The sequence below is a fragment of the Streptomyces sp. NPDC001348 genome, from assembly GCF_053597535.1.
In genome coordinates this window covers 1-21,496 of record NZ_JBSFIK010000069.1, presented here as the reverse complement: position 1 = coordinate 21,496, position 21,496 = coordinate 1, and the positions used below count along the sequence as shown (strand labels likewise).

The following is a 21,496-nucleotide window of genomic DNA, read 5'->3' as shown; positions in this document are numbered from 1 at the left end:
CGTCGTCACTGGAAGGCCGCGTGGATCTCCTGCTCGGTGGCCGCGTGGGAGACGAGCAGGAGTTCGTCGCCCGGCAGGAGGCGTACCTCGGGGCCGGGGACGGTGGGCCGTCCGTCGCGTACGACGGTGGCGATCACGGTGCCGGCGGGCAGTGTGATCTCGCCCAGGGCGTGTCCTGCGGCCCGGGACTCGTCGGTGATCGCCGTCTCGATGACCTCGACGCCGGCCTTGCTCAGCCGCAGCAGCGCGACCGTGTCCGTAGCACCGGTGGCTTCCTCGATGAGGGAGATCAACGGGGTGGCGGCGGGCACCGCCACATCCACGCCCCACCGTCGGTCGAAGAGCCAGGCGTTCTCCGAGTCGTTGACGCGCGCGGCCACACGTCCCACGCCGAACCGGCGCTTCGCGAGCAGGCTGATGACGAGGTTGTCCTCGTCCCGGCCGGTGGCGGCGACGACGAGGTCGCAGGCCGGCGCACCCGCCCGCGCCAGGAGCCCGGACTCGCCGGCGTCCCCGGCCACCAGATGCACGGACGGCATGCCTTCGAGTTCGGCGAAGCGGTCCTCGTCGTGCTCGATGAGGGTGACGTCGTTGCGGGCGGCGGCGAGCACCTGGGCGATCTGGGTGCCGAGGCGGCCCGCGCCCGCGATCAGGACCTTCACGTTCCCAGCTCCTTGTCGAGGAAGCCGCGCAGCCGACCCAGCGCGGTCGCCGCGACGGCGAAGGTGACCAGGTCGCCGGGTTCGGCGAGGACACCATGGGCAGGCAGCAGCGAGCGTCCGGACCGGCTGATCTCCACGACGCGTATCTCTCCGTCGACCTCGAACTCGGTCAGCGACCGTCCGGTGACGTATGCCGGGAGCCGGGAGCGGAGCAGGAGGGTCTCTCCGTTGCCGAAGGAGAGTTCCGGGGTGAGATGGCGGTGCAGCAGCATCTGGTGGATGCGGCTGACGGTCCAGCGGACGCTGGAGATCGTCGCGATGCCCAGGTCCCGGTAGATGTCGGCGCGGCCGGGGTCGTGGACACGGGCGAGGACGACGGGGACCCGATAGCTGTCCTTGGCTGTGCGGGCGCTCACGATGTTGCTGTTGTCTCCCGACGCGACCGCGACGAACGCGTCCGCGTGGACGACTCCGGCCGCCTCCAGTACGGAGCGGCTGAAACCGTTGCCCACGTGGAAGGCGCCGGGGAAGTTCGGCGGCAGCAGCCTGCGCGCCTTGGGGTGCCGATCGACGACACGTACGTCATGGCCTTCGGTCACGAGCTGCGCCGCGAGGGTGGAACCGACCTGGCCGCAGCCCACGATCACCACTCTCATCATGTCCCTCCCTCCGGGGACCCCCTCCGGTGCCGCAGCACCCATTTACGGGCTTCCTCGGCGGCCAGCAACAGCACGCCGAACGCGGCCAGGACCGCCCAGTTGGCTGCGGTCAGCGGCGCGGTGTCGAAAACCGCCTGGAGCGGCGCCGCGTAGCTGATGGCGGCCATCAGCGCGATACCGAAGCAGCCGGCGGCCAGCAGCCAGGGGTTGCTCAGCAGACCGGCCCGGAAGACGCTCTGCCGGTCGGTACGCACGGCGAGCGCGTTGAAGAACTGGCTGACGACGATGCCGGCCTGGACCATGGTGATCGCCTCCCGGTAGACGGGGTCGGTCTTGGTGAAGTCCGCGTACGGGATGCCGGAGGCATGGATGTGCCAGAAGAAGACGGCACACACGCCGAGGGCCTGGATGCCGCCGAGGAAGAGGATGCGGCCCATGACACCCGCCGAGAACAGCCGTTCCCGGCGCGGTCGCGGTGGGCTGTCCATGACGTCGGGCTCCATGGGCTCCGCACCGAGCGCCAGCGCGGGCAGCACGTCCGAGCCGAGGTCGATGGCGAGGATCTGCACGGCCGTGATCGGCACCAGGGGGAATCCGGCGAAGGTCGCCGCGAGGATCGGGACGAGTTCGGCGATGTTGTGGCTGAACAGGTAGATCAGGAACTTGCGGATGTTGCGGTAGACGGAACGGCCCAGTCCGACCGCCGTGGTGATGGAGGCGAAGGAGTCGTCCAGCAGGACCATCACGGCGGCCTCACGGGCGACGTCGGTGCCGGAGGCACCCATGGCGACGCCGATGTCCGCGTGCTTGAGGGCGGGGGCGTCGTTGGCACCGTCCCCGGTGACCGCCACGACCTCGCCGCGCCGCTGCAAGGCCGTGACCACCCGCATCTTGTGCTCGGGACCGACCCGGCACAGCAGCAGCTCGGTCGAGCCCGCCAGCACGGCGTCCAGGCCGGCGTCGTCCAGCGCGTCCAGCCGCGCACCCGTCACCACGGCAGGGGCCGGCCCGCGCACGATGCCGACGCGGCGGGCGACGGCCTCCGCGGTCAGGGGGTGGTCGCCGGTGACCATGATGATCCGGATACCGGCCCGACGGCACGCGTCCACCGCGTCCCGCACCTCCGGCCGCGGCGGGTCGTACATCCCGGCGAGTCCCAGCAGGGTCAGCTGCGACTCGACGTCGTCGAGCGGCGGGCGCGGACCGACGACCTGCCGCCGGGCGACCGCGAGCACCCGCAGCCCCTGCTCCGCCATTCCGTCCACGGCGGCGGCGATCTCGCTTCGGCAGGCGTCCGTCAGCGGTTTCCGCGCACCGTCCCGGTCGACGGAGTCGCAGCGGGCGAGCAGCTCCAGCGGCGCGCCCTTGACGTATGCCACGTACGTGCCGTCCGGGTCGTGGTGCACGGTGCTCATCAGCTTGCGTGCGGAGTCGAAGGGATGCTCAGCCACCCGCGGGGCACGGGCCTCCTCCCGCCCCGGATCGAGTCCGGCCTTCGCGGCGGCCACCAGCAGGGCCCCCTCGGTGGTGTCCCCGAGCACCCGCCAGCCGTCCCGCCCGGTCGGCGGCACCAGCCGCGCGTTGCTGCACAGAGCCGCGGCCCGCAGCAACTCCCGCACCGGGCGCCGGTCGGCGACCTCGCCGACCGGCGCGTACCCCACGCCCGACACGGTGTGCGACACGCCGTCCGCCCACAACTGGACGACGGTCATCTCGGCCTGCGTGAGCGTGCCCGTCTTGTCCGTGCACACCACGCTGGTCGACCCCAGGGCCTCCACCGCCAGCAGCTGCTTGACGAGGGCGTGTCGACGAGCCATCCGGCGCACGCCGATCGCCAGCGAGACCGAGAGCGTCGCCGGCAGGCCCTCCGGCACGAGGGCGACCATCACCCCGAGCGCGAAGACGAACGTGTCGACGAACGGCTGACCGTCGGGCACCCGCACCGCGAACAGGGCGGCCCCGGTCGCCAGCGCGACGCCCGCCACCCGGCGGGCCATGGCCGCGACCTGGCGCTGCAGGGGGGTCTGCTGCCGGGGAGCCCCGGCGGTGAGCCGGAAGATCCGCCCGAACTCGGTGGTCGCCCCGGTGGCGAACACGACGGCCCGGCCCGCGCCCGCCACGACATCGGTGCCCATGAACACGCAGTTCCGCGCCTCCAGCGGCGGCCCCACCGGCACGGGTCCGGCGACCCGGGCGACGGCGTCGCTCTCGCCGGTGAGCGCCGCGTTGTTGACGGAGACTTCCTGCGCCTCGACCAGGCGGCAGTCGGCCGACACCGCGTCGCCGGCCTCCAGCACCACCACATCGCCCGGCACCAGATCCCGCGCGGGCAGCTCCCGCTGTTCCCCGTCCCGCAGCACCCGGCAGGTGTGCGGCACCATCGCCAGCAGGGACTCCGAGGTGCGCTCGGCGGAGTACTCCTGCGCGAAACCGATGCCCGCGTTCAGGAGGACCACGCCGAGGATCGCCACGGCCAGCTGAAGCGTCGCCGGATCCCGCGGCCGTTCCAGCGCGTACGCGAGGAAAGTGATCGCCGAGGCGACGAGAAGCACCACGGCGAAGAGGTCGGTGAACTGCGCGACCAGCCGACGCCATACACGCGTCCGGCCCACGCGGGGCAGTTGGTTGGGGCCGTAGCGGGCCTGCCGCGCGACGGCCTCGGCCCGTGGGAGACCGCGCGGGCATGCGTCAAGGGCGGCGAAGACCTCAGGGACCGGCAGGGAGGGGATGGACGCGGCGCCGGGCCGGTCCCGGGGCGGCCCGGTCGCCGAGGCCGGGCCGTCCGCCCGCGGGCCGCCGTCACGCACCGCCGCCGTCCCGTGAGCGCTGCGCGGGGCCGCTCCCCTCCAGGCCGGTTCAGGGCTCATCCGGCACTCCGGCTGCCGACGGCGGCCCGGGCGGCTCGTGCAGCACACTCCAGGCGACCGGTCCCAACAGATCGGCCAGCTGCCGGAAGACGTCGAGGAACAGGTCGTCGATCGTCAGCACACCCACGACCCGGCCCCCGTCCAGCACAGGAAGCCGCCGCACCCCGGTGCGGCGGAACGTCCGGTAGGCCACCTCGAGGCCGTCGTCGGCGTCGAGCACGACCACGGGTGCCGACATGACCGCCTCCACCCGCGTGTGCGGGTCCAGGCCGCCGCCCATGCCGCGTACGGCGAGATCGCGGTCGGTGACGATGCCGCGCAGCGCTCCGTCCTCGACCACGAGGACCGATCCGACGGCGGACTCGGCCATCCACCGGGCCGCCTCCACCAGGGCGGCCCGTGGAGCGACGGCCACCGGCGGAGCGGTCATCACCTCGGACACCTTCATGCGGCTACTCCATGGCGGGTGTTTCATCCCCCTCATGGAATCTCCGGGCGCGGCCGGGCTTCCAGGGGCCAATGGTCCTTGGGCCCGGACCGCTGGGCCCGCTCGGCCTCACCGGACGGACAACGGGACGGAAAGGACACTCGGTGCTCCGGGCATCCTCGGTGTGATCACGGTCGTCCCCGTCGCCGACGGGGTGCTGACCGTCCAGGCCGAACGCCGGAGAAGGACGTCACCACCGTCGTCCCGGGGCCGGTCGGTCCCCAGTGAGGACGTGTGGCCCCGAGACCCGGGACCACCGCAGCACCATGCTGGAAACGGAACCCTCACCCCGGGAGGCGGAGACCATGTCACGCACCGTCGCCGTAGGCCTCGACGACTCGCCCGAGAGCCGGGCCGCAGCGGAATGGGCCGCACGCGAAGCACTGATGCGCGGTCTGCCCCTGAAGATCGTCCACGTCTGGGAGCCGGTGCCCGCGTCACTGCTCGCTTCCGAGACGCAGCGGCACTGGAACGGGCGAAGTGGGACGGGGGTACCCACGGCCGAGGAGTGGGGGAGGATTCCGCGCGAGTCCGAGGAGGGCATCCGCCTGCGCCACCCCGGTATCGATGTGTTCGGCGAGCAGCTCACCGGGAGCCCGGCCGAGGTGCTGTGCGAGGCGGCGGCTTCCGCGGAGCTGCTGGTTCTGGGCTCGCGGGGCCTTGGCCGGATCGGCGGTTTCCTGGTCGGCTCGGTCGGCCTGGCCGTCGTCGCCCGTGCCGAACGGCCGGTGGTGCTGGTGCGGGCGGGGGAGCAGGCCGCTGACGAGCACCTGATGGATCCCGCCGGGGTGCCGTCCGCGGCCGCGCCTTTCCGGCCCGTCGTCCTCGGTCTCGACACCGCTGACATCGACGAGACGCTGCTGGAGTTCGCCTTCGACGCCGCCGCGCGCCGGAACGCCGCCCTACGGGTCGTGCACGTCTGGCCCGAGCCGCCCACATCCTTCTACCGCTTCTACGGTGACGCCGAACTCTACGACCAGCTCGAGCGCGGGCACGCCACCTTGCTGACCAAGGTGCTGCGGACCTGGCGTCAGAAGTTCCCGGACGTCGAGGTCGTCGAGGCCAGCCGGTGCGGCAGCGCCGCGCAGGTCCTCGTCAACGCCTCCCGCGACGCCTCCCTGGTCGTCGTCGGCCGACGCGTCCGCACCAGCCCGCTCGGTGCCCACATCGGCCACGTCACCCACGCCGTACTGCATCACGTCGCCGCCCCCGTCGCCGTCGTCGCGCACGGCTGAACGCCACCCAGCGCAGGAGGAGAACCGTGACGGAACTTCCGATCGTCGTCGGTGTCGACGGATCCGAGCCCAGCCTGAGGGCTGTCGACTGGGCTGCCGACGAGGCAGTCCTGCACGGGGCGTCCCTCCGGCTGGTGTACGCCTCGCTCTGGGAGCGCTACGAAGGCACCTCCCTGGCCCACGACCTCGGCAAGCCGTCGGAGGAGGTGAAGGCGGAGGACATCGTCGGGACGGCCGAGCGGCGTGCTCACCGCCGCCAGCCGGGTGTGAAGGTCACCACCGACGCCCCGCCCGAGGAACCGGAGTACGCGCTCGTACGGGAGAGCCGCACGTCCCTCGCGGTGGTTCTGGGCTGCCGTGGCCGCAGCGGTGTGACCGAGGCGCTCCTCGGCTCCGTCGGTGTCACGGTCGCCGGGCACGCGCACTGCCCGGTCGTGGTGCTGCGCGGCAGCCACGACAACCAGGCCCGTTCAGGGGCGCGTGGCCGCATCCTCCTGGGTGTGGGCGAGAAGCCGACGGCGTCGGCCGCCGTACGGTTCGCAGCCGAGGAGGCACTGCTGCGCGGGGTCCCGCTGGAGGCCGTCCGGGCCTGGCGCCGACCCGCGCACACGACCACCGGCCATCCGCTGATCGTGGGAGAACCGGCCCACTCGCGGGAGCAGCAGGCCGCGGAACTGCTGGAGGAGGCGCTGCGGGACGTGCCGGCCGGCCTGCCGGTGGAACGGCGTACGGTCGAGGGCCGCCCCCGCGACGCTCTGCTGGCCGCCTCCTACGAGGCGGACCTGCTCGTCGTCGGCGCCCGGCGCCGCCCCGGCCACTTCGGTCTCCAGCTCGGCCGCGTCGCTCACGGCGTTCTCCACCACGCCGCCTGCGCGGTGGCCGTCGTACCCGAGCCGGCCTGAGGTCAGGCCCCGCGAAGGGTGCTTGCCGCACCGTGCCGTGGCCGACCACGGCGCACAGCTCCTCGCGCACGGCCCCGATGCTCTTGCGGGATCAGGAGCAGCGGGCCTCCGTGGACGCCGGAGTGGACGCCGGACGGGATGCGGACGGAGCGACACCGCGCTTGTGCTCACCGTCATGCATGGTGCTCACCGTCGTGCATGAGCGCGCCTGCGCTCCGGTGCCGGCCGGGCTCGACGTAGGCCCGGAAACCCCTCTCATCTGGTGTCGCTCGGCTCCACGCGGTCCAGCGCCGCCCGGCCGGCCTCCAGCCGGGCCACCGGGACCCGGAACGGCGAGCAGGAGACGTAGTCCAGACCGACGGTGTGGAAGAAGTGGATCGACTCCGGGTCGCCGCCGTGCTCGCCGCAGACGCCGGTCTGCAGACCGGGCCGGATGGCACGGCCCTCCTCGACGGCGATGCGAACCAGTCGGCCCACTCCCTCACGGTCGAGCGTCTCGAACGGCGACGCGCTGAAGACGCCCTTGTCGAGGTAGGCCGAGAAGAACGCGGCCTCGACATCGTCGCGGGAGAAGCCCCAGGTGGTCTGGGTGAGGTCGTTGGTGCCGAAGGAGAAGAACTCCGCCTCCTCGGCGATCCGGCCGGCCGTGAGCGCCGCCCGGGGCAGCTCGATCATCGTGCCGACGGGGCAGTGGACGGGGATGCCGGTCTCCTCGCCCACCTCGGCGAGCAGCCGAGCCACCTCCGCACGGGTGAGCCGCAGTTCCTCGACGGCGCCGACGAGCGGCACCATGATCTCCGCCTGCGGTCGGCCCCCCGCGCGGGTGCGTCCCACGACCGCCTCGGCGATCGCCCGCACCTGCATCGCGACCAGTCCCGGCACCACCAGCCCGAGCCGTACCCCGCGCAGGCCGAGCATGGGGTTCTCCTCGTGCATCCGGTTCACGGCGTCGAGCAGCTCGATGTCGTGCCCGTCCGGCTCTCGGCCCGCGGCCTCGGCCGCGGCGATGCGCACGGCGAGGTCGGTGCGGTCGGGCAGGAACTCGTGCAGCGGCGGGTCCAGCAGCCGGATGGTGACCGGCAGGCCGTCCATGGCCTTGAGAATGCCCACGAAGTCCCGCCGCTGGAGGGGGAGCAGCGTTGCCAGCGCCCGCTCGCGCGCGGTGTCGTTACCGGCCAGGATCATCTCCTCGACCAGCTTGCGCCGCTCGCCGAGGAACATGTGCTCGATGCGGCACAGCCCGATGCCCTGAGCCCCGAACCGCCGGGCACGCGCTGCGTCCTCGGGGGTGTCGGCATTGGCCCGCACCTCCAACCGCCGTAGGCCGTCGGCGTGTTCGAGGGCTCGGGCGACTGCGGAGACCACGCTGTCCGCCTGCTCACCGGTCTCCAGGTAGCGCATGGTCGCCGAGGCGATCAAGGGAACGGCTCCGAGGTACACGGCACCCGCGGATCCGTCCACCGAGAGGAGGGTGCCGTCGTCGACGACGATGCCGTCCCGGGTGGTGAAGCGGCGTGCCTCGGTGCTGACGGTGATGTCCTGCGCGCCGCACACACAGACCTTGCCCATCCCGCGGGCCACCACCGCCGCGTGGCTGGTCTTGCCGCCCCGCCCGGTCAGTACCGCCTGCGCGGCGACCATGCCGGGCAGATCGTCGGGCGTCGTCTCCTCCCGAACGAGCACCACCGGCTCGCCGGCGGCGGCACGCCGTACGGCCTCCGCGGAGTCGAACACGGCGACGCCCACCGCGGCACCCGGCGAGGCCGGTACACCGTGGGCGAGCGGGTCGCCGGTGGCGGCGGTGTCGAAACGGGGGAACATCAGCCGCGCCAGCCCGTCACCGCTCACCCGGGCCAGGGCCTCGTCGGCGGTGATCAGTCCCTCTCCGGTCAGCTCGGCGGCGATGGCGAACGCGGCCTCGGCGGTGCGCTTGCCCACCCGGGCATCTCGGCGAGGTTCGCCCCCTTGCCGCCGAGCAGACCGGCCAGGTCTCGGCCGCCGTCCTTGAAGTCGTACACATGGCGGACCATGACGCCGCTCCTCCGCTCCGAGGTTCCAGCACGCTTCCAGCCTCGAACGGAGCGGGACGCCGGGACAGGTGCCCTGGGTACCGTGGGGTGGGCCGACCGGCCCCGAAGCCCTGAGGGCGTGCCCGGCGTCGAGACCGAAGGGGGCGACCGGCCGGGGCGGCCGCAACCGCTTCTGCCGCGGCCGCGGAGTCTCGGCCAAGGCGGACTCGACCCAGCTCGCGCACCCCTGCCACAGCGGCATGCCGCGGGGGACCACCGGGCGGTACGTGCATCGAAGGTCACCCGAAGGCGTGCACCAGCGGTAGCCCGATGCCCCGCAGACCGGACTCATGGCCCGCGCCGGGGCGTACGTCACCGTGTGTGGGCGACGAGGAAGTCCGCGCTGTCCGCCAGGGTGCGGAGACGGGGCGTGTCCTCGTCCTCGATACGGACGCCGGACCGTTCGCTCAGGACCTCGACGAAACGCAGGAAGTCCAGTGAGTCCATCTCAAGGACGTCGCGGAACGCGTCGTCGGGTTGCAGAGCGGTTGCCTCGGCGTCAGGGACGACGCGGGAGATCGACTCCCGCACCATGTCCAGTGCATCGGTTCGGTTCATGATCACAGTTGCTCCGGATTCTGCAGGAGGCGGGTGACCGCCATGAGGTAGCGGGCACCGACGGCACCGTCCGTCGCCCGGTGGTCGGCCGAAAGGGTCGCCGTCACCGTGGGCCGTACGCCCAGCAGCCCGTCGACGGCGCACGGCCGGTCCACCAGCCGCCCGAAGCCGACCAGGGCCACCTGGGGCGGGTAGATCACGCCGAAGACGGTCTCCACGCCCTGATCGCCGAGGTTGGTGACGGTGATCGTCGCGTCGGACACCTCGGATCCGCGCAGCCTGCCCGCGCGGGCTCGGGTGACCAGGTCCTTCAGGGCGGTCATCAGCTGCGGAACCGCCAGGGTGTCGGCGTGGTGCAGCGCCGGGGCGACGAGGCCTCCGCCCCGCAGGGAGACGGCGACGCCGAGGTGCACGCCCTCACCTGCCGTGAAGTGGTCGTCGGCCCAGAAACCGTTGAGTTCGGGGACCTCCCGGGCCGCCAGAGCCGCCGCCCTGAGCAGCAGGGCCGCCGGGAGCAGCCGCTCACCGACCGGACTGCGCCGGTTGTGCTCGTGCAGCCGGTCCATGGCGGCGGCCATGTCGACGGTCGTGGAGAGGTAGTAGTGGGGGATGTCCCGGTTGGCGCGGCTCATCAGGCCGGCGATCGCCTGCCGCATGGCCGGCGCCCGGTCTTCGGACGGATGCGCGGCAGAAGGCCGTACAGCGGAAGGGCCCGCCGAAGTGACACCCGCGTGGGCCGGCGCGGCCGCGGCCGCCGGGCCGGGAGCCGCCCGGCGTACGTCCGCGGCACGGACGGCCGACTTCCTGCCCGTGCCCCTCACCGTGGTCAGATCGACGCCGAGTTCGGCGGCGAGCCGCCGGGCGAGAGGCGTGGCCCGCACGCGCGGTGGCCGAGCCGGGACTCGTGCCTCCGCCGCTTCCTCGACATCGGTTCTGGTCACGCGCCCTCCGGGGCCGGAGCCGTGCAGTGACTCCAGGTCGACGCCGCGGTGTTCCGCGAGGTGCCGGACCAGGGGGCCCGCCTCGACATGGCGGCGCTGTCGGGCGGCGGCCGGTGCCGGCTCCGGGGGTGGGGGTGGCGCGGACGGGCCCTCGTTCTTCTGCGCCATGTGACGGACCGGTTCCCCGGGCGCCGCCGGTTCCCCGGGCGCCGCCGGTTCCGCCGGCCTCGGGGCCATCGGCCCGATCAGGGCGAGCGGCGTGCCCACGGGCACCGTCGTGCCGGGCTCGACCAGCAACTTCGTCAGCGTCCCGGTCTCGAAGCACTCCACCTCGATCGTCGACTTGGCGGTTTCGACGACCGCGACGGGATCACCCTTGTGGACCGGGTCACCTGGCCGTACCAGCCATTCCAGGAGGGTGCCCTCGTCCATGTCGGCGCCGAGGGATGGCATGGTGAACTCGGCCATGGTCAGTCCACCGCCCGGTGGGCGGCCGCGACGATGTCGGCGGTCTGCGGCAGGGCGGCCTCCTCCAGCCGCCGGGCGTACGGCATGGGCACCTCCGCGCTGCACACCCGCTCGACGGGCGCGTCCAGCTCGTAGAAGGACGCTTCGGCGATGCGGGCGGACACCTCCGCGGCGAGGCTTCCCGTCCGCCATGCCTCGTCGACGACCACGGCTCGGTGAGTGCCGGCAACGGAAGCGGTGACGGCCGCGTCGTCGAGGGGACGCAGCGTGCGCAGGTCGATCACTTCGGCGCTGATGCCCTCGGTGGCCAGCTCGTCCGCCGCCGCGAGTGCCTTGGGCAGCGAACCGCCGTACGTGATCAGGGAGATGTCGGTGCCGGGGCGACGGATCGCGGCGTGCTCCAGATCCACGGGCGCGGTGAGTGGGCGGAGTTCACCGGAGACGTTGTAGAGGCCTCCGTGCTCGAAGATCAGCACGGGGTCCGGATCGGCGAGCGCGGGGGCCAGCATATGGCGTGCGTCCTGGAGGGTGGCGGGCGCGAGGACGCGGATGCCGGGGATGTGCGCGTACCAGCCCTCGAGGCTGTGCGAGTGCTGTGCGGCGAGCTGCCGCCCGGCGCCCGTGGTCATGCGGATGACCAGCGGAACGGGAAGCTGACCGCCCGACATGTGCAGCAGGGTGGCGGCGTTGTTGAGGATCTGGTCGAGGGCCAGCAGGCTGAAGTTGACGGTCATGATCTCGACGACGGGCCGCATCCCGGCCAGAGCGGCACCGATGCCGGCCCCCACGAACGCGGACTCCGACAGCGGCGTGTCACGGACACGTTCGGGGCCGAACTCCTCCAGCAGACCGAGGCTGACGCCGAAGCATCCGCCGTACCGGCCCACGTCCTCGCCCATGAGGAAGACACGGTCGTCGGAGCGCAGCGCCTCACGGAGCGCCTCGCGCATCGCCTCCCGGTAGGTCGTCTTCACCCCGTGCCCTCCGTCGGTGCCCATGGTCGGTTCACCGCCTCCGACGAGGAACTGGTGACGTGGCGCAGCAGGTTCTCGACCGGTTCCTCAGGTGCCTGTTCGGCCGCGGCGACGGCGTGGTCGATCTCGTGGCCGATCCGCTGCTCGGTCCGGGTGACCTCCTCGTCGCCCAGTTCGCCGTTCTCGCGCAGGCGGTCGAGGAGCAGGCCGATCGGGTCCTGGGACTTCCACCGCTCGATCTCCGCCTTGTCGCGGTAACGGTCCGGGTCGTACATCGAGTGGGCGCGGAAGCGGTACGTGCGCAGCTCCAGAAAGTGCGGGCCCGTGCCGGCCCGGATGCCCTCGACGGCCCGGCGGGCGGCCTGCTCGACAGCCTCCACGTCCATGCCGTCCACCGCCCAGGCGACCATGCCGTAGGAGGCGGCGCGCATGGCCAGGTCGGTCTGCGCCTCGTGCCGTTCCAGGGCCGTGCCCATGGCGTAGAGGTTGTTCTCGCAGACCAGAAGCAGGGGCAGCTTCCACAGGGCCGCCAGGTTCGCGGTCTCGTGGAACTCGCCTTCGGCGAACGCCCCGTCACCGAAGAAGCAGCAGGTGACGTGGGACCGGTCGCGCATACGGTCGGCGAGGGCGAGACCGGCGGCCAGGGGAAGCCCCCCGGCGACGATCGCGTTGCCGCCGTAGAAGCGGCGGCTCGCGTCGAACAGGTGCATGGAGCCGCCTCGGCCGCCACTGCACCCGGTCGTCCTGCCGTACATCTCCGCCATCACGGCCTCGGACGGGATCCCGCGCGCCAGCGCGTGGCCGTGTTCGCGGTAGGTGGAGACGACCGCGTCCTCGGGTGTCAGTGCCTCGTTGACACCGACGGCTACGGCCTCCTCACCGATGTAGAGGTGCACGAAGCCACGGATCTTCGCGGCGCTGTACAACTCGACGCACCGTTCCTCGAACCGCCGGATGCGCAGCATCGCCTCCAGCAGGTCCGTCCGGTGTCGGGCGCCCGATCGGCGGGCCGGCGGTTCGGTACTCGGTTTCCGCTTGGTGGCCGCGGTCTTCCTGCCGGGCTTGGGGGACGCCGGGTCCTTGCGCACGCGGGTGGGTCGGGCCACGCTCATGCGGATCCCTCCAAGGTCGACAGGTCACCTGTGGGCAGACCGAGTTCACGCGCGCGGAGCACGCGCCGCATCACCTTCCCGCTGCGGGTTCTGGGCAGGTCCTGGTCGAACGCGATCTCCCTGGGTGCGACTGCGGGACCCAGCTTGCGGCGGCCGAAGGCCAGCAACTCCCGCTCCAGGTCCGGGCTGGGCCGGAAACCGGGGCGCAGCGACACGAAGGCCTTGACGACGTTCCCGGCGACCGGGTCCGGCCGTCCGATCACCCCGGCCTCCGCCACCGACGGGTGTTCCATCAGCGCGCTCTCCACCTCGAAGGGGCCGATCAGATGTCCCGCCGACTTGATGACGTCGTCGGCACGTCCCACGAACCAGTACCAGCCGTCCGCGTCCCGGCGGACCAGGTCTCCGGTCAGGTACCAGCCGTCGGCGAACGCGGCGTCGTAGCGCTCCTTGTCATGGAGGTAGCCGCGGAACATCGACGGCCAGCCGGGGCGCAGCGCCAGCTCTCCCTCCACAGAAGGGCTGTCCACCTGCGTGACCCTGCCGTCGACGACGAGCGCCCGGCCGTCCTCGCCGCACTCCAGCACGGCCGCGTCCACGCCGGGCAGGGGGCGGCCCATCGAACCGGGCCGGATCTCGCAGGCCGCGAAGTTCGCGATCATGATGGAGCCGGTCTCGGTCTGCCACCAGTTGTCGTGCACCGGCAGGCCCAGCACGTCCCGGCCCCACACGACGGCTTCCGGATTGAGGGGCTCGCCGACGGAGGCGATGAAGCGCAGGGCGGACAGGTCGTAGGAGCGTGGCAGGTCGTAGGGGCCCTGGCGCGGTGTGGCCCGCATGAGCATGCGCAGGGCCGTGGGCGCGGTGTACCAGACGGTCACCCGGCTTTCGCCGAGGATCCGGTACCAGCGCCTGGCGTCGTAGTCGCCCTCGTCGACGACCACCGTCACGCCGTGGACGAGCGGGGCGACGATGCCGTACGACATACCTGTGACCCAGCCCGGATCGGCGGTGCACCAGTACACGTCCTCGGGGTGGAGGTCGAGCGCGTACGCCGCTGTGGCGTGGTGGGCGACCACGGCCTCGTGGACGTGCACCGCACCCTTGGGAGCGCCGGTGGTGCCGCTGGTGAAGTGCAGCAAGGCCATGTCGTCGGGGGACGTCGGAGGGATGGCGAAGGTCTCCGGCGCGGTGGACATCAGGTCGTCGAAGGACGCGGTGTCCGGCAGGTCAGCCGCGCCGGGTCCGACGATCAGGACGTGTTTCAGCCCGGGAAGCGACGCACGGCGCTCGGCGACTTTGCGCCGATAGAGAGCCGCCGTGGTGACCAGTACCTGGGCGTCACCGAGCCGCAGCCGCTGCTCGACGGGGTCGGGGCCGAAGGCCGAGAACAGCGGGCAGAGCACGCTGGTGTTCTTCAGCGTCCCCAGAACCGTGGTGTAGAGCTCCGAGCAGCGGCCGAGCAGAGTGAACACCCGGTCCCCGTGACCGACGCCGAGCGACCGCAGGACATTCGCGAAGCGGGCGGTACGTCGGTTCAGTTCCGCGTAGGTGACGGTGGAGACCGAGTCGTCCCGTGCGACGCATCGCAGCGCGACCTCGTCCCCGTGACCGGAGGCCGCGTGCCGGTCGACGGCTTCGTGGGCCACGTTGAGTCCGCCGTCGGGCAGCCCGGCCAGTGCGCTGCGCGCCTGCGACCAGGTGAATTCGTTCCGGACCCGTTCGTAGTCGGTGAGGCGGGGCCGGACGACCGGAGCGGTGTCCTTGCGGATGGTTTCCCAGTGCATGGGTGCTCCTCCCGGCACTGCCCCCGTCTCCAGAGTCGCCGAGCCCTGCTCGGGCTGCATGTCGGCCGGGGCGGCGGGTGCCGGCTTGCTCCGGCATGCATGGAGCCGGGGGCCGCTCGCTTCTTGCGGGCCCGAATCGCACGGTGCGCGGTCTCGCTCCGTTTCACCGTGCCCTTGTGGCCCCCGGCTCCATTCCATGGCACCGCTGTCGGCGGGCGGGCTGTAGGGCCGGACGGCCCTTACCGAGGGACCGAATGGGTGCGGCTCCGGGTGTCCGCCCGGCTCGGTCCGGCTCCCCCTGCCGGCCCAGCCGGCCGGCCGGCTGGGCCGGCAGGGGGTGGACTTCCCGCTGCCGGGAGTCCGCCCCGGCCTGTTCATCCAGGACGGCGGCGGCAACCTCGTCCTCAACTCGGACTCGCACGACAGTTCCAGAGTGTGTCCACATCCGGCTGGGACAAGCCCCGGCAGTCCGACGGCAGCCTGCCCGTGCTGCCCCACCTCCACCTCGCCGCGAACAGCACCTTGATCGACAAGGGTGTCGGCGTCGGACTGCCGTACAACGGGGCGGCGCCGGATCTCGGTGCCTTCGAATCCTCCAGGGACGCGAGCGGCAGCTCGTCCCGCCGCTGACCCCGACTCATGATGCCGCCGCTGGTTGCGGTGGTTGCCTGCTCAGGCCCGTCGGCCAAGTGGCGGTGGAGCGCAGGTCCTCGGGGGTGAAGGTGCGGCGGATCGATGCCACGGCGGGGTCGTCGAGCCAGGGTTGCGCACGGTGGGAGAGATCCCACAGGAGGTGGTGGGCGTCGACGAGCACGGGTGCGTTCACGAGGAAATCCAAGTCCGGTCGGGGCGGTACGGGCCGGGTCAGGCGGTGGCGTGGCCGTCGGGCGGGTTCAGGTGCCAGATCTCGGGGAGCTCGCTCCACTGGCGGCCCTCGCCCCGGTCGGGCCAGGGTTCCTGGCACGGGTCGGTGAGCTTCCACCACCGCTGGGTCTCGGGATCGGCCTCGATGGATGCCATGTCGGCCTCGAAGTCCTCACCGTGGTACTCCATGTAGGCGAACAGCACGTCACCGTCGAGGAAGATGCTGTAGTTGCGGATGTTCGCCCGGTGCAGGGCGGCTTCGACACCGGGCCACACGGCGGAGTGCAGCCGGAGGTATTCCTCTCGGTGTTCTGGGCGGAGCCGGATGGTCTGGGCGATGCGCTTCACGCCGATTCCCCTGTCGTGTCGGTGGAGTTGGCCTGCCCGGCCGCGGTGGCGAACGGTGTGCGGTAGCTGGGAGTACGGGTGCGCAGCCCGAGCCGCAGGGTGAGCCGGATCCGCGTGGAAGCAGGCAGACGGACCGTCAGGAACGGCGAGTCACACGGGGCTTCCGCCTCGGAGACCACCGGCTCGGTGTGACCGTAGTCGTACATGTCCCCGATCCAGCCGTCGTCCGTGCAGGTCGTGTAGCGGACGCCGGTGATGGTGTGCTCGGCGAAGGCGCCCGCCTGGACGATGACCGTGCGGTCGGTGCCGGGGGAGAGGTTGACCAGTTCGACGGTGGTCGCCTCGGGGGCGATGGAGGTGACCAGGGCGGCGACGTCCGCGGGCAGGCCGGCCCGGCGGGCGTCGGCGTCGTGGTAGCGCAGACGTGCCTGCTGCAGACCGCCCTGGTACAGCACCTGCGGGCCGCCCCAGGTGAGCTGCACCAGGGCCTCGGTGACCACCGGGTTGCACAGCTGCCACACGTGGATGTCGGCCTCGGGCACGTCCAGGTCGCCGTAGCGGTCGATGCGCCGCAGCCGGTGCCGGACCTGGGCCTGGGCGGCCGCGAGGATCCGCTCCGGGTAGCCGGGGTCGTCGCCGGCGAGGAAGGCGAACCACGCCTTCTCGTGCCCGGAGTCCTCCTTGGACCGGAACGGCCGCACGGTGCGCCAGTCGATTCCGTCCGCCTCGCGCAGCCGTTCCAGCCGGGCACGGTCGGCCTCCGAGGAGGTGTGGTGCCACAGGGCCACCGGCACGGGGGGAGTGGCAGGGTTGTGGTCGAACCAGCCGGAGTCGTTGTGCCGGAACGGCAGGTGGAGCGTGGGCGTGTGGCGGTCCGGGCCGAGTTCCACCGCCCACTTGGAGGGCAGGCTGGAGTCGGCCTCCGTGTGGGGCATGACCTTGCCGCGGTCGATGAGGGCGTCGAGCGAGGTCGCGACCATGGAGAGGTAGTCGTCGTCCCCGGTGACCGTCGCCGCCGCGAGCGCCGCCACGCAGGCCGCGTGACCGACGCTGTGAAAGCCGTGCGGCCAGGACCAGCCGTAGTGGCCGCCGTACCAGCGCCCTTCCAGGAGGCTGCCGACGACCCCGTCCGGGCCGACGTTGTCCGGGATCAGACCGCCGTGTTCCCGGGTGCGCTCGCGCCAGGCGCCCACGTACTCGACGATCCAGTCCCGGTAGCGCTCCTCGCCGGAGAGGATCCAGGCGTTGAGGACGAGGCCGGCCGCGGCGAGGTTGACCGCGGTGTCGCCGACGCCCATCCGGTCTTGCATCCGGTCGCCCAGCCGCGGGTCCGCCGACAGCGGGAAGGGGCCGTTCGCGGCCTCGGGCAGCCAGTCGAGGGGAAAGCCGTAGGTCTCCGCCTCCTTGGGCAGCCAGGGATACACGTCGCCGTCGAACAGGCCGGTGCGCTCGGGGTCGCTGCCGTTGTGCGGGCGGGTGATGATGCGATGCTCGGGGTCGTAGTTGCCCTTGGCGGGGTCGACGTACAACTCGGCGAAGCGCAGCGCGCGTTCGGCCCAGCGGTCGGGGGCGGCCATGCACAGGAAGTAGAGCAGCAGCAGGCTCTCGCCCTGGTGGAACCAGTCGTAGCCGCGCTCGAACTCGTCGCGCAGCATGTTCAGTTCGGTCAGCTGCCTGGTCACGCCCTCCCAGTGCTTCTCGCTGGCGGGCAGCAGGTCGTCGGCGCCGCCGAGGAGGTACAGCTGGGGCCAGTTGAAGAAGACCTCGTAGAAGTCGTCCACGCCGTCGCGAGTGGTCAGCCGGTCGTTGTAGTTCAGCCGTCCGTCGGGGCCGGTGAAGGCGTGTTCGAAGCGGCGCCAGGCGTGGTCGAGCAGGTCGAACAGCGCGCGCTGGGCGACGGCCCAGCCGGGGGGTTCGAGCAACGGCACTCCGGCCAGGATGTCGGGTGCGGGCCGGTCGGAGGCCTGGGCGTCGTCCCCGGATGCGTGGGGGTGAGGGCTGAAGGGCATGAGAGCTGTCACTCCTTGGTGGCGCCGGCGAGCATTCCGCTGACCAGGAAGCGCTGGGCGAACAGGAACACGACGAGTACCGGTGTGATGGCCACCAGTGTCGCCAGTGCCAGTTGCGGGCGCTGGATCGCGAGGTCGCCGACGGTCGGGTTGAACGACGGCACATTGCTGAGCAGGTTGCCGACGCCCACCTGGACGGGCATCTGGTCGCTGGCGGGAAGCATCACGTAGGGCAGGAAGTAGTTGGTCCAGTTGGCGACGAAGCTGAAGAACCCGACCAGCGCGATGACGGGTGTCGCGAGGGGCAGGGCCACATGACGGAAGACACCGAACTCGGAGCAGCCGTCCATCCGTGCCGCGGCCAGGAGGTCCCTGGGCACCGCGGTGGTGAAGTAGATGTACGTCAGGTACACCCCGAACGGGTAGAACGAGTACGGCAGGATGATCGACCACATCGTGCCGATCAGGTGCACCGCGTTGATCTCCAGGAACAGCGGCACCACCAGCGTGGCGTTCGGCATCAGCATCACGACCAGGGTCGCGATCAGCAGCGCGCGCCGGCCCCGGAACTCGGTCATGGCCAGCGCGTATCCGGCCGGTATGGCCAGGCAGAGCGTGATGACCAGCGATATCGCCGCGTAGACGGCGGAGTTGCGCAGCCACACCAGGATGGCGTCGTCCTGGAAGGCGGTGAGCGCGTGCCAGTTGACCGTCAGCGTGTGCCAGGACCCGAAGGACAAGGGGTTGTCGTGGACCAGCTGCTGGTCGGTCTTGGTCGCCGCGAGCAGCAGCCACAGCACCGGCAGCACGAAGAACACCACGAACACGGTGAGCACCGAGCCCGCCAGCAGCCGGGACGTCACGTGCTGCGGTGGGCGGCGGCGCGGCCGTGGTTCCCCGTGCCGGCTTCCGGCGTTCCGGTCCCGTTTCGCGCGAGGAGCGGCGGCAGGAGGGGTGGATCGTGTGTCAGTCGGCATCGAAGAACCCCGATCGTGCGACGAAGACACCGGCGACCGACAAGCTGACGACCAGGAGCTCCACCGAGACCGCGGCGGCACCGTTGATGTTGTTCATCTGGAAGGCGAAGTCGTACGTCAGCTGGTTGAGCGAGTAGTCGCGGCCGGCCACGCCCACACTGGCGAGGGAGAGCAGCTGCGGCTCGACGAAGAGCTGGGCGCCGCCCGCGAAGGCCAGGATCACCATGTAGACGATCCACTTGCGGAGCATGGGGATCTGCACCCGCCAGGCGGTCTGCCAGGCGTTCGCGCCGTCGATGCGCGCGGCTTCCATGACGTCCTTGGGGATGTTGTTCAGGGCGCCGTACATGACGACGATCCAGCCGCCCGCGCCGGTCCAGAACGCGATGACCGTGAACAGCAGCGCCAGGTTGCCGGGGGCGATGACCTCGCCGAAGGTGTGGAAGCCCAGTGTGTCCAGCAGCGAGCTGACCGGGCTGACCGTCGGGTCGAGCATGAACAGCCACACCAGGACGCTCGCGGCGCCGGCCAGCGCTCCGGGGATGTAGTAGAGGAAACGCAGCGCCTGACCGACCGGCCCGGAGGACAGCCGGTGCAGGAGCAGTGCCAGGAGCACCACGAACACCACGAGCGACAGCAGCCAGAAGACCAGGTACAGAGCGACATGGCCCAGGGAGTCGACGAAGCGGAAGTCCCGTGCCGTGGTGACGAAGTTGGAGAGGCCGGTGAACGCTCCTCCGGCGTCCGTGAACGCGAAGTAGACGGCGTAACAGGTCGGAAGGACGCCGAAGGCGATCAGCAGCAGTACGTAGCCGGCGACGAATGCCGCGCCGGCCCGGCTCTGCCGGGAGGTGCCGCGGGGGCGCCCCCGGACGGAGCGGGCCGAGGAGTGGGCGGCGGTCACTGGGAGACCTTGTAACCGTCGGACTTGGCGTACTTGACGATCGAGTCCTGCCAGGCGGGCAGCATCGATTCGACGGTCTTGCCCTGCGTCAGGGCGGGCTTGACGGTGGCGGCCCAGATCGCCTCCTGGCTGAACTGGCCCGAGCCCCAGTCGGACCACACCTGCGAGGAGGCGTCCTTGAGGGCCGTGAGGTCTCCGGCGAAGTACCCGGAAGCGGCCTGCGCCTTCAGCCAGTTCTCGGCGGCGGGCGCGTACGCCGGGAAGCCGGGGGCCTTCTCGCCCTGGTAGGCGTTGTCGGTGGTGACCCACTTCAGGAAGTCGGTGGCCGCCTTGACGTGGGCGGAGTGCTTGGACAGCAGCCAGGTGCCGCCGCCGACGTTGCCGGTGGACGGTGAGGTGTCTCCCTGCCACTGCGGAATGGGGGCGGCCGCGATCTGCTTGGCCGGGGTCTTCAGGCCGTCCTTGAACACCGCGCCGCCGTACCACGCCGGGCCGGGCATGAGCAGGACCTTGTCGGCCTCGTTCTTGGCGAAGTCGGTGCTGAAGACTCCGCTGATCGACATGGACTTGTTCTTGATCAGTACGTCCAGCAGCTTGGCCATCTTGGTGCAGGCCTCGCTGGTGGTGTTGACCGACACGGACTTGGGGCCGGTGATGTGGTTGGCGCCGCACTTGCTCGCCCACAGGTAGATCTCGGGCGTGAAGGTGTCACCCGCGTCGCCCACGAGGTAGCCGGGGTGTTCCTCGGCGACCTTCTTGCCGAGCGTCTGGTACTGCTCCCACGTCGTCGGGACCTTGTAGCCGAACTTCTTCATCAGCGGCGCGTTGTACCAGAGCACCGCTTGGGAGAGGTCGTTGCGCAGGCAGTAGAGGGTCCCGTCGACCGTGCAGACGTCGTTGGCCCCCTTGGCGAACCCGCCGAGGGTGGCGTCCGGGATCAGGCCCTTGTCCAGCGGTGCCGCGAAGCCCGCGTCGACGGCCCAGGTCACCTCGTTGTTCTGGGAGCTGAAGACGACGTCCGGCCAGCCCTTGCCCGTGCGGTTGAACAACTGGACCTTCGTCTGGAGGTAGTTGGACCCGTTGGCGTCGCCGTCGTAGCTGACGATGTCCATCTTCACGCCCGGGTGCGACGCCTGGTACTGCTTCGCGGCGTCCATCCGGGTCGCGTCCACCCAGACGGTCAGAGCCCCGTCCTTCTGGGCGACTTGGGCGAATCCGTCCTTGGTGGTCGTGCCGGTGGTGCCGCCGCCGTTGCCGCAGGCGGCCACGGTGAACAGCACGGTGGCGGCACAGCCGGCCAGCAACGGGATACGTCTCCTGCTGGTCCCTGTCTCCTGGTCGGCCGAAGGCTTGTAGACGGACATGAGCGACTCCACGGGGTCTGCATGAGGCTGCTGACGGCTCTGTCGTTACCACTGCGGAAGAAATTAGCCGCCACATCGAAGGGCGAGTCAAGAGGTGTGTACGGCTTTTCTCGAGATGCGGCGTGCACGTCAACGTGATCACCGTGAGCCATAAACGCAGCTAAAAAGGTCCTAAAGGGCCGATCTGCCTGCAGGCCCCTAAGGGAGAGCGTCTCAATGAGTACGACTCATCTGGGTCTGGGGTAGGATGGGTGCGGTTTCAGGGCCGGTCGGTCGCCGTTGTCGTAGCCACTCGGAGGCAGGACAGAT

17 protein-coding genes and 2 pseudogenes are annotated in these 21,496 nt (G+C 71.2%); 3 read left to right on the top strand and 16 right to left on the bottom strand.

Annotation, left to right across the window (positions count from 1 at the left end):
- Window positions 1-5: 5 nt before the first annotated feature.
- Genes ACWC21_RS39965 through ACWC21_RS39950 form a run of 4 tightly spaced genes read right to left on the bottom strand, consistent with a single transcriptional unit; the run spans window position 6 to window position 4,636 of the window.
- Window positions 6-662 (bottom strand): potassium channel family protein, encoded by a 657-nt coding sequence (locus ACWC21_RS39965; RefSeq protein WP_450889558.1) that lies wholly within the window; start codon window positions 660-662, stop codon window positions 6-8.
- Window positions 659-1,318, bottom strand: coding sequence for a potassium channel family protein (locus ACWC21_RS39960; RefSeq protein WP_450889572.1), 660 nt, complete (start codon window positions 1,316-1,318; stop codon window positions 659-661). Before ACWC21_RS39960 ends, ACWC21_RS39965 begins: the two co-directional genes overlap by 4 nt.
- A complete protein-coding gene (locus tag ACWC21_RS39955) occupies window positions 1,318-4,188 on the bottom strand; it encodes a cation-translocating P-type ATPase (protein WP_450889556.1) in 2,871 nt (956 codons plus the stop codon). Before ACWC21_RS39955 ends, ACWC21_RS39960 begins: the two co-directional genes overlap by 1 nt.
- A complete protein-coding gene (locus ACWC21_RS39950) occupies window positions 4,178-4,636 on the bottom strand; it encodes a CBS domain-containing protein (protein WP_450889554.1) in 459 nt (152 codons plus the stop codon). The genes ACWC21_RS39955 and ACWC21_RS39950 overlap by 11 nt, the downstream gene beginning before the upstream one ends.
- Window positions 4,637-4,980: 344 nt before the next feature.
- Here ACWC21_RS39950 and ACWC21_RS39945 point away from each other — a divergent pair, with 344 nt between their 5' ends.
- Window positions 4,981-5,910: a universal stress protein gene (locus tag ACWC21_RS39945; RefSeq protein ID WP_450889552.1), complete on the top strand. Its 930-nt coding sequence runs from the start codon at window positions 4,981-4,983 to the stop codon at window positions 5,908-5,910.
- A gap of 26 nt (window positions 5,911-5,936) precedes the next feature.
- Window positions 5,937-6,812, top strand: a complete 876-nt coding sequence (locus tag ACWC21_RS39940; RefSeq protein ID WP_450889550.1) for a universal stress protein — start codon at window positions 5,937-5,939, stop codon at window positions 6,810-6,812.
- A gap of 255 nt (window positions 6,813-7,067) precedes the next feature.
- Here the strand turns inward: ACWC21_RS39940 and ACWC21_RS39935 are convergent.
- From ACWC21_RS39935 to acsA, 6 genes and pseudogenes are all read right to left on the bottom strand, one after another.
- Window positions 7,068-8,753, bottom strand: a pseudogene (locus tag ACWC21_RS39935) (putative PEP-binding protein); the annotation flags it as partial.
- A 440-nt stretch (window positions 8,754-9,193) separates the two neighbouring features.
- On the bottom strand, window positions 9,194-9,439 hold the full coding sequence (locus ACWC21_RS39930) for an acyl carrier protein (RefSeq protein ID WP_450889548.1): 246 nt from the start codon (window positions 9,437-9,439) through the stop codon (window positions 9,194-9,196).
- Between the two features lie 2 nt (window positions 9,440-9,441).
- A complete protein-coding gene (locus ACWC21_RS39925) occupies window positions 9,442-10,848 on the bottom strand; it encodes a dihydrolipoamide acetyltransferase family protein (RefSeq protein ID WP_450889546.1) in 1,407 nt (468 codons plus the stop codon).
- A 2-nt stretch (window positions 10,849-10,850) separates the two neighbouring features.
- Window positions 10,851-11,846: an alpha-ketoacid dehydrogenase subunit beta gene (locus ACWC21_RS39920; protein ID WP_450889544.1), complete on the bottom strand. Its 996-nt coding sequence runs from the start codon at window positions 11,844-11,846 to the stop codon at window positions 10,851-10,853.
- Window positions 11,819-12,934: a pyruvate dehydrogenase (acetyl-transferring) E1 component subunit alpha gene (pdhA, locus tag ACWC21_RS39915; protein WP_450889542.1), complete on the bottom strand. Its 1,116-nt coding sequence runs from the start codon at window positions 12,932-12,934 to the stop codon at window positions 11,819-11,821. Before pdhA ends, ACWC21_RS39920 begins: the two co-directional genes overlap by 28 nt.
- A complete protein-coding gene (acsA, locus tag ACWC21_RS39910; protein WP_450889540.1) occupies window positions 12,931-14,721 on the bottom strand; it encodes an acetate--CoA ligase in 1,791 nt (596 codons plus the stop codon). Before acsA ends, pdhA begins: the two co-directional genes overlap by 4 nt.
- Window positions 14,722-15,156: 435 nt before the next feature.
- Here acsA and ACWC21_RS39905 point away from each other — a divergent pair, with 435 nt between their 5' ends.
- On the top strand, window positions 15,157-15,351 hold the full coding sequence (locus tag ACWC21_RS39905) for a hypothetical protein (protein WP_450889538.1): 195 nt from the start codon (window positions 15,157-15,159) through the stop codon (window positions 15,349-15,351).
- Window positions 15,352-15,403: 52 nt separating this feature from the next.
- Here ACWC21_RS39905 and ACWC21_RS39900 read toward each other — a convergent pair.
- The 6 genes and pseudogenes from ACWC21_RS39900 to ACWC21_RS39875 all read right to left on the bottom strand — a co-directional run.
- Window positions 15,404-15,547, bottom strand: a pseudogene (locus tag ACWC21_RS39900) (amidohydrolase family protein); the annotation flags it as partial.
- A 38-nt stretch (window positions 15,548-15,585) separates the two neighbouring features.
- Complete coding sequence (locus ACWC21_RS39895) at window positions 15,586-15,933, bottom strand: L-rhamnose mutarotase (protein ID WP_450889536.1); 348 nt, start codon at window positions 15,931-15,933, stop codon at window positions 15,586-15,588.
- A complete protein-coding gene (locus tag ACWC21_RS39890) occupies window positions 15,930-17,942 on the bottom strand; it encodes a hypothetical protein (protein WP_450889534.1) in 2,013 nt (670 codons plus the stop codon). The genes ACWC21_RS39895 and ACWC21_RS39890 overlap by 4 nt, the downstream gene beginning before the upstream one ends.
- A gap of 8 nt (window positions 17,943-17,950) precedes the next feature.
- On the bottom strand, window positions 17,951-18,805 hold the full coding sequence (locus ACWC21_RS39885; RefSeq protein ID WP_450889532.1) for a carbohydrate ABC transporter permease: 855 nt from the start codon (window positions 18,803-18,805) through the stop codon (window positions 17,951-17,953).
- A 103-nt stretch (window positions 18,806-18,908) separates the two neighbouring features.
- Window positions 18,909-19,823, bottom strand: a complete 915-nt coding sequence (locus ACWC21_RS39880; RefSeq protein WP_450889530.1) for a carbohydrate ABC transporter permease — start codon at window positions 19,821-19,823, stop codon at window positions 18,909-18,911.
- On the bottom strand, window positions 19,820-21,187 hold the full coding sequence (locus ACWC21_RS39875) for an ABC transporter substrate-binding protein (RefSeq protein WP_450889528.1): 1,368 nt from the start codon (window positions 21,185-21,187) through the stop codon (window positions 19,820-19,822). Before ACWC21_RS39875 ends, ACWC21_RS39880 begins: the two co-directional genes overlap by 4 nt.
- Window positions 21,188-21,496 lie beyond the last annotated feature (309 nt).